At 40.7% G+C, this 7,412-nt stretch carries 10 protein-coding genes; 8 read left to right on the top strand and 2 right to left on the bottom strand.

The features are described from left to right. Position 1 precedes the first annotated feature (1 nt). Both KQ486_RS01675 and KQ486_RS01670 read right to left on the bottom strand, forming a co-directional pair. Positions 2-232, bottom strand: coding sequence for a hypothetical protein (locus tag KQ486_RS01675; RefSeq protein WP_216686582.1), 231 nt, complete (start codon positions 230-232; stop codon positions 2-4). A 42-nt stretch (positions 233-274) separates the two neighbouring features. After that, complete coding sequence (locus tag KQ486_RS01670; protein WP_216686581.1) at positions 275-1,063, bottom strand: histidinol-phosphatase HisJ family protein; 789 nt, start codon at positions 1,061-1,063, stop codon at positions 275-277. Positions 1,064-1,207: 144 nt separating this feature from the next. Between KQ486_RS01670 and hisZ the strand changes: the two genes are divergently transcribed. The 8 genes from hisZ to hisI form a co-directional block, all read left to right on the top strand. Beyond that, the gene (gene hisZ / locus KQ486_RS01665; RefSeq protein ID WP_216686580.1) at positions 1,208-2,449 is read left to right on the top strand and encodes an ATP phosphoribosyltransferase regulatory subunit; all 1,242 of its coding nucleotides are present in this window, start codon (positions 1,208-1,210) and stop codon (positions 2,447-2,449) included. After that, positions 2,436-3,089, top strand: a complete 654-nt coding sequence (gene hisG, locus KQ486_RS01660; RefSeq protein ID WP_144160319.1) for an ATP phosphoribosyltransferase — start codon at positions 2,436-2,438, stop codon at positions 3,087-3,089. Before hisZ ends, hisG begins: the two co-directional genes overlap by 14 nt. Beyond that, positions 3,082-4,368, top strand: coding sequence for a histidinol dehydrogenase (hisD, locus tag KQ486_RS01655; protein WP_144160316.1), 1,287 nt, complete (start codon positions 3,082-3,084; stop codon positions 4,366-4,368). Before hisG ends, hisD begins: the two co-directional genes overlap by 8 nt. A 15-nt stretch (positions 4,369-4,383) precedes the next feature. Continuing rightward, positions 4,384-4,971, top strand: coding sequence for an imidazoleglycerol-phosphate dehydratase HisB (gene hisB, locus KQ486_RS01650; RefSeq protein WP_144160313.1), 588 nt, complete (start codon positions 4,384-4,386; stop codon positions 4,969-4,971). Positions 4,972-4,988: 17 nt separating this feature from the next. Further along, positions 4,989-5,603, top strand: coding sequence for an imidazole glycerol phosphate synthase subunit HisH (hisH, locus tag KQ486_RS01645; protein ID WP_144160310.1), 615 nt, complete (start codon positions 4,989-4,991; stop codon positions 5,601-5,603). Continuing rightward, complete coding sequence (gene hisA, locus KQ486_RS01640) at positions 5,600-6,304, top strand: 1-(5-phosphoribosyl)-5-[(5-phosphoribosylamino)methylideneamino]imidazole-4-carboxamide isomerase (protein WP_144160307.1); 705 nt, start codon at positions 5,600-5,602, stop codon at positions 6,302-6,304. The genes hisH and hisA overlap by 4 nt, the downstream gene beginning before the upstream one ends. A gap of 2 nt (positions 6,305-6,306) precedes the next feature. Beyond that, positions 6,307-7,065, top strand: a complete 759-nt coding sequence (hisF, locus tag KQ486_RS01635) for an imidazole glycerol phosphate synthase subunit HisF (protein WP_144160304.1) — start codon at positions 6,307-6,309, stop codon at positions 7,063-7,065. Positions 7,066-7,070: 5 nt separating this feature from the next. Beyond that, positions 7,071-7,412, top strand: a 342-nt coding sequence (gene hisI, locus KQ486_RS01630) for a phosphoribosyl-AMP cyclohydrolase (protein WP_338082054.1), incomplete at its 3' end; no start/stop codon positions are given.

The raw sequence follows: 7,412 nt of genomic DNA, 5'->3' as shown, positions 1-7,412 counted from the left end.
CTCATTTATCAGCAGTCAGCATTGCTTTTTCAACAGTTAGCCCCCGTTTATCAGCAGTCAGCGTCGCTTTTTCAACAGTTAGCTCCTGTTTATCAGCAGTCAACATTGCTTTTTCAACAGTTAGGCCTCGTTTATCAGCAGTCAACATTGCTTTTTCAACAGTTAGGCCTCGTTTATCAGCAGTCAGCATTGCTTTTTCAACAGTTAGCCCCCATTTATCAGCAGTCAGCATCCTTACAGCAACTTCAATTAAAAGAACACTGGTGTTGTTGCCTTAGACGATTTTATGAAAATCAGGCGTTCCTTTTTCAAAAGTGGAAATGTACTTGAAACCAATATCTTTCAACAGTTCTGTCGCTTCATCAATACGGTCACCTATGCGTTCTGGTTTATGAGCATCTGATCCAATCGTAATGATCTCTCCGCCCATATCATAATAAAGTTGAAGGATATCTTTACTTGGAAGAAGTCGTCCCATATTATATTTGTAGCCAGATGTATTGATTTCAATTCCTTGTCCCCGCGGGATGATCGTTTTGAAAATTTCTTCGATGATATCAAGAAAGTGATAGACTCCTTCTTCGTACTTATAACGGGTAACTAGGTCCAGGTGCCCGAGAATATTAAATCCTTCAAAATTTTTAACGCAATCATATAGTTCTCCGTAATACTTCTCATATGCTTCATCGAGCTTCAAACCCTCAAACAACTTACCTGAATGCAAGTCCTTACCATCTGTCGAATGCATGGAACAGATAATGAAGTCAAACGAACGTTCACGAAGTAATTGACGATATTGTTCTAAAATATGTGGTTGCACACCTAATTCAATTCCTCTAAGAACTTGAATTTGGCTACCAAAGCGTTCGTTCATTTTTTTGATTTCATTTTCATATTGATCCAGGTCGACATCAAACGTAATCGATGGATCAGGATATTCATAATCGATATGTTCAGTGAAACAGATTTTTTTCAACTGCTGTTTTATCCCGGCTTGGACCATTTCTTCCATTGGAACTTCACAGTCAGCCGAAAAAGTTGAATGCATATGGAAATCGTACATGTTTTTATCCCCCTAAATAGGCAATTCTTTAAATAGATATTCTATTATTTTAATGGGTTGACAAGCTGTTGTACACCTTTTAGAATGAATTTATAACTAAAATCTTTATCCTGATAAAGTGATAAATGAATAAAGGATGGTTCCGTGAAATTTACACAACAGTTACCAAAAGGGGTGGCTGACCTATTTTCGCAAGACTATCAATTGAAGCAACAAGTAATAGAAGATTTGAAACAATTGAATCGGCAGTATGGGTTCAGGCAAATCCAAACACCAACTTTCGAGTATTATGACCTATTCATAAATTTGCCAGGGACGATGGATACAGACCAGATGATTAAGATGGTTGATCATGATGGGAAAATTTTGGTGCTACGACCTGATGCAACGATACCAATTACTCGAATGGTTGCGAGCTCTTACAATGATGACCATCCAGAAAGTAAACTTTCTTATGTAACAAATATTTTCCGCATGGAGAATGGTGAATCAGATGTATTTTCACGTTCTTTTATGCAAGTCGGTGTCGAGCATTTCGGCAAGGCATGTGTGGAAGTGGATGTGGAAATGATTGCACTTGCGATTGAGTCGTTTAAAAAAGTCGGTTTAGATCGTTTTCAATTAGATATTGGCCAGGCTACTTATTTTAAGGCTCTCATTGGAGAAGCAGGTCTATCTACAGAAGATCAACTGATCGTTCAAGAAAAGATTGAACAAAAAAATCTACCAGAGCTGAAACAGCTATTGGAAGAGTTTCAATTGGATGAAGAAATAAAGAATGTTCTTCTTCAACTGCCTCATTTATTCGGTACTTCTGAAGCCGTGCTGAACCAAGCGGATGAACTAGCGATCAATTCAAAAATGAAAGAAGCGGTTCAGTATTTAAGAGACGTTTATTCATTAGTAGATCAACTTGGTTATGGAGCATTTATATCCATCGATTTGGGGTTGATCAATCATCTGAACTATTACACAGGTGTCGTTTTCCAAGGATTCATCTACGATTTCGGTAAACCAGTGATTCAAGGCGGAAGATACGATGACTTGCCTCCATATTTCGGTATGCAGCAAGACGCAATCGGGTTTGGCGTATATGTGGATGATTTGATTGCCGCGTTGAAGGCGCGAGGACTCCTTCAGAATCAAACTTCCCCCACAATACTCGTTTATGCAGCAGAGTGGGCGGAGGGCTTTAAAGTAGCTCGAGAACTTCGCCGATTAGGATTTGAGGTTGAGATTACTAAAGAAGTTCCATCATCAAACAATGCTTTTGTCATCGACTTGAACACAAAGACCATTCAAACACCACAATCAAATGAGAAGAAAACATATACCAATATGGAAGATTTGACCCAGAAAGTAGGCGTGATTTATGGAAGTAATTAAAATTGCATTAGCCAAAGGTCGATTGGCTGAAAAAAGTGTCGATCTATTTGAGTCCATTGGGGTTGTTTTCTCACAGTTTCACGAGGAAAGTAGAAAATTGATTTTCAAAAGCGATCATCAGCAGTTCGAAATGATACTAGTCAAGGCAACGGATGTAGCGACTTACGTTGAAAACGGTGCTGCTGATATAGGTGTTGCAGGAAAAGATACATTGCTCGAATCAGAAGCGGATGTTTATGAAGTGATCGATCTAGGGTTTGGAAAATGTCGCTTTGCTGTCGCCGGCAAGGAAGATACTGATTTAAATGGAATGATCAAACCTCGTATCGCTTCAAAATATCCAAAGGTGACGACAGATTATTTTGAACAAAAGGGGAAACAAATTGAAACCATCAAATTAAATGGTTCAGTAGAACTTGCTCCTCTTGTCGGATTAAGTGATGCCATTGTCGACATCGTAGAAACAGGTGGGACATTAAAAGAAAACGGTCTCGTCGTTTTAGAAGACATGGTTCAAAGTAGCGCTCGATTAATTTGCAATAAGGCGAGTTTTAAGACGAAGGGTGAATCCATCCAGCCATTTATTGAAAACGTTCAGGATATGATCAAACAGTCAGAAGGTGAAAAGGCGAATGCTTAACATTGAAACCATTAATCAAAAACAGTTCTCAAAAATCAGCCAACAAAGAACATCACGTGATTCTGAAACCTATGAAGAAGTCGACAAAGACGTTCAAAAGATCATTGCCTCAATCAGAAATAAAGGCGATGCTGCAGTTTTCGATTATATCGAGCGATTAGATGGCGTGAAATTAGATGAATTATTTGTAACAGATGAAGAAATTGATCAAGCATTTAAACAAGTCGATGATGAGATGATCACTATTCTGAAAGAAGCACGAAGCAATATTGAAACGTATCATAAAAATCAATTAGAAAAATCCTGGTACGTCAATGATCAAGAAGGTATTTGGCTAGGTCAGCAGGTCACTCCAATCGAACGAGTCGGTGTATATGTGCCAGGAGGAAAGGCGGCCTATCCGTCAACGGTCTTGATGAATGTCGTACCGGCCAAAGTTGCAGGAGTAGAATCCATCACCGTTACCACCCCGGTCCAGCCTGATGGAAAAGTAAACCCGAACACATTGGTCGCTGTTTCTATTGCGGGGGCTGATCGAATATTGAAGATAGGTGGTGCACACGGAATCGCAACCCTTGCATACGGTACGGAGTCCGTTGATAAAGTCTATAAAATCGTTGGTCCAGGAAATGCATATGTCGCGCGGGCTAAAAAATTCGTTTTTGGTGACGTGGCGATTGATATGATTGCGGGTCCAAGTGAAGTTTGTATTATTGCTGATCATCAAGCTGAACCGAGATTGATTGCAGCAGATCTATTAGCGCAAGCGGAACATGACGAGTTAGCTTCTTCTATTTTGGTGACGACTTCAAAACAAATAGCTACTGAAGTGCAACAAGAAGTAGAAAATCAAATAAAATCTCTCTCCCGGCAAGATATTTTGGCCGTTTCGATTGCTGAACAAGGACGTATTTATGTCGTTGATCAGTTGAATCATGCATTTGAATTCGTGAATGAGCTAGCACCCGAGCATTTAGAAATTCTCGTTGAAAACCCTTTTGAACAACTGCCAAAGATTAAAAATGCTGGTGCAATATTTTTAGGGTCATATTCACCCGAACCGTTGGGGGATTATTTTGCAGGGCCGAATCACACCTTACCAACGAATGGAACGGCAAAATTTTCGTCACCATTAGGGGTTTATGACTTTCAGAAAAAATCGAGTGTCATTTATTACGATCAACAATCATTAGAAAAAGCCAATCAAAAGATACAGAAGTTTGCTCAAGCTGAGCGATTGGATGCACACGCAGCTTCCATTCGTAAAAGGTTTGAATAAAAAAGGAGTGAGACGATGGCTGAAGTAACTAAAAATAGAGAGACGAGTGAAACAACAATCGATTTGACTTTGAATTTGGAAGATCGGAAAGTTGATGATTCAATCGACACAGGTGTCGGATTCTTTGATCATATGCTGACGCTTTTTGCGGCACACAGTCAGTTCGGACTAAATGTTTCTGCAAAAGGTGATCTGGAAGTAGATAGTCATCACACGGTAGAAGATGTAGGCATTGTCTTTGGACAGGCATTTTTAGAGGCGTTAGGTGATAAGAAGGGCATCAAACGTTACGCTTCTACCTTCACTCCGATGGATGAATCGTTAAGTCTCGTTTCAGTGGATATCTCTGGTCGGCCTTATCTTGTATTTGACGTTGAGGGGATGAAAGACACTGTCGGGTCCTTTGATACGGAACTGGTCGAAGAGTTTTTTAGGGCATTTGTCAATCAAGCAGGGGTCACGCTCCATATTAATCTTTTTCACGGAAGCAATACACATCACATCATTGAATCGATTTTTAAAGGATTTGGTCGCGTGCTGAATGAAGCGGCTACAATTATCGATGCCAACGGAGACGTTCCCTCGACAAAAGGAACATTATAAGAGTAGGAGTGCAATCTATGATAGCCATAATCGATTACGGAGCAGGAAATTTAAAAAATGTACAGCACGCACTTAAGACGATTGGCATCTCTTCGCGTATTACCGATCAACCATCTGACTTGGAGAAAGCTGATGGTGTGATCCTTCCTGGGGTCGGGGCTTATGGAGAAGCGATGAAAAGATTGAGTGAAACGGGTTTCGATCTAGAGATCATCCGACAGGCCGAGAAGAGGAAGCCGTTGCTAGGAATTTGCCTCGGTATGCAGCTGCTGTTTGAAAAAAGCTATGAATATGGAGAACACGAAGGATTGGGATTAATTCCCGGTGAAATTGTACCTTTTGAAGGAGCAGTCAAGGTTCCGCATATGGGGTGGAATCAGATAGAACTCAATAAACGTTTTGACGACGATTCAATCATCAATCGAATTGATGAAGGGGATTATGTTTATTTCGTGCACTCTTTCTATGCCAAACCGACAAACGACCAAGACATCCTTTTCACAACGAATTACGGCGAAAAATTCACGTCTGCAGTCAAAAGAAATAACGTCATCGGGATGCAATTTCACCCAGAGAAAAGTGCAAAAACTGGTATGCAGTTACTGAGAAATTTTGGAGGAATCGTATCATGAACATATATCCAGCAATCGATATCAAAGATCAGCAATGTGTGCGACTGATCCAAGGAGATTATAATCAACAGACAGAATACGGAGATCCTGTTTTAATGGCGAAAAAGTGGAAAGAAGAAGGTGCGAAATATCTACACTTAGTCGATCTTGATGCCGCCAAAGGTGACCCGTCAAACAACCTTCGTGTCATCCAAAAAATTATTGATGAGACAGGTTTGCCGGTGCAAGTAGGTGGAGGCGTACGTTCCATTGGCCGAATCAAAGAATTGCTGAAAATGGGTGTTTCGCGAGTTATTTTAGGTACGGCAGCCGTTAAAGATCCTGAATTTTTACAAGAAGCGGCGGTTCAATTCGGTGAACAAATTGTTGTGTCAATTGATGCACGAAATGGATATGTCGCAACAGATGGATGGCTTGAAACCTCTGAGGTAGATGCCATTGAATTTTTGAAAACGTTAGAAAAAGTCGGTGTTAAAACTGTTGTGTATACGGATATTTTCAAAGATGGAATGCTTCAGGGACCAAATTTGCAAGAACTAAATCGAATGAATACGGTAAATAACCTTCAAGTGATTGCCTCGGGTGGCGTTTCTTCAGTTAAAGATATTGAACAGTTAAAAGAAATGAACATTTATGGGGCAATCGTCGGCAAAGCGATTTATGAGGGTAAAGTGAACTTAAAGAAGGTAATGGAGGTCTAGTTATGCTAGCGAAAAGAATTATTCCGTGTCTGGATGTACGCGATGGCCGCGTTGTTAAAGGCACGAAATTCAAAAACATCAAGGACGTGGACGACCCAGTTGCTTTAGGGAAGAAATATAGTGAACTTGGTGCCGATGAGCTCGTCTTTTATGATATCACTGCGTCACATGAAAAAAGAAACATATTTCTAGACGTCGTAGAAAAAGTTGGTGAAGAAGTACATATCCCCTTTACGGTCGGTGGTGGCATTCGTTCAGTCGAGGATTTCAGGAGTGTCCTGAACGCCGGCGCTGATAAAGTTTCGGTGAACAGTGCGGCGGTTTCGGACCCACAATTGATCAATGAGGCGGCAGAACGCTTCGGAAGTCAATGTGCCGTATTATCTATCGATGTAAAAAAGGAAGACGGTGACTGGTTCGTTTTTGTAAAAGGTGGTCGAGAAAACACCGGCATGAAACTTTGGGACTGGATTGATGAAGGTGTCGCTCGTGGCGCTGGGGAAATAGTGCTAAACGTAATGGATACAGATGGCGTAAAAGAAGGCTACGACGTGAACCTCATGAGTCAGGTAGCTGAACGTGTTCGTGTACCTGTCGTAGCTTCAGGCGGAGCAGGGAAGAAAGAGCACTTTTCTAAGGTGTTGAAAGAAGGGAAGGCAGACGCCGCATTGGCTGCCTCCGTTTTTCACTTTGGCGAAATAGAGATCAACGAGCTAAAAACCTATTTAAAAAAAGAGAAATTACCAATCAGGTTAGGGTGAAATTAGTGGGAAATATAACATTTAACTTTGATGAAAATGGACTGCTTCCAGCTATTGTTCAAGATGCACGTACAGGAGAAGTATTGATGCTAGCTTACATGAATGAAGAATCACTTCAAAAGACCATTGATTCGAAGACGACATGGTTTTATAGTCGTTCTCGACAAGAACTTTGGAATAAAGGGGCGACATCCGGAAATTATCAATATGTAAAAGAGATGTCTTATGATTGCGATAAAGATACTATTCTTTTACAGGTTGAGCAAGTTGGTGTAGCTTGCCATACGGGAGCGCGCAGTTGCTTTTATCGAAGTGTAGATCTCGGTGGTCGCCGTATCATTAAAAAA

This window comes from Allobacillus halotolerans (assembly GCF_018967645.1).
Taxonomy (GTDB): Bacteria; Bacillota; Bacilli; order Bacillales; family Alkalibacillaceae; genus Allobacillus; species Allobacillus halotolerans.
Note: the sequence above shows the minus strand (reverse complement) of the source record. Positions and strands in the feature narration are given on the sequence as shown.

What these genes read in the sequence shown, in the direction of transcription:
- KQ486_RS01675 (WP_216686582.1), bottom strand. Translation starts at nt 232, where the DNA reads ATGCTGACTGCTGATAAATGGGGGCTAACTGTTGAAAAAGCAATGCTG.
- KQ486_RS01670 (WP_216686581.1), bottom strand. Translation starts at nt 1,063, where the DNA reads ATGTACGATTTCCATATGCATTCAACTTTTTCGGCTGACTGTGAAGTT.
- hisG (WP_144160319.1), top strand. Translation starts at nt 2,436, where the DNA reads ATGGAAGTAATTAAAATTGCATTAGCCAAAGGTCGATTGGCTGAAAAA.
- hisD (WP_144160316.1), top strand. Translation starts at nt 3,082, where the DNA reads ATGCTTAACATTGAAACCATTAATCAAAAACAGTTCTCAAAAATCAGC.
- hisB (WP_144160313.1), top strand. Translation starts at nt 4,384, where the DNA reads ATGGCTGAAGTAACTAAAAATAGAGAGACGAGTGAAACAACAATCGAT.
- hisH (WP_144160310.1), top strand. Translation starts at nt 4,989, where the DNA reads ATGATAGCCATAATCGATTACGGAGCAGGAAATTTAAAAAATGTACAG.
- hisA (WP_144160307.1), top strand. Translation starts at nt 5,600, where the DNA reads ATGAACATATATCCAGCAATCGATATCAAAGATCAGCAATGTGTGCGA.
- hisF (WP_144160304.1), top strand. Translation starts at nt 6,307, where the DNA reads ATGCTAGCGAAAAGAATTATTCCGTGTCTGGATGTACGCGATGGCCGC.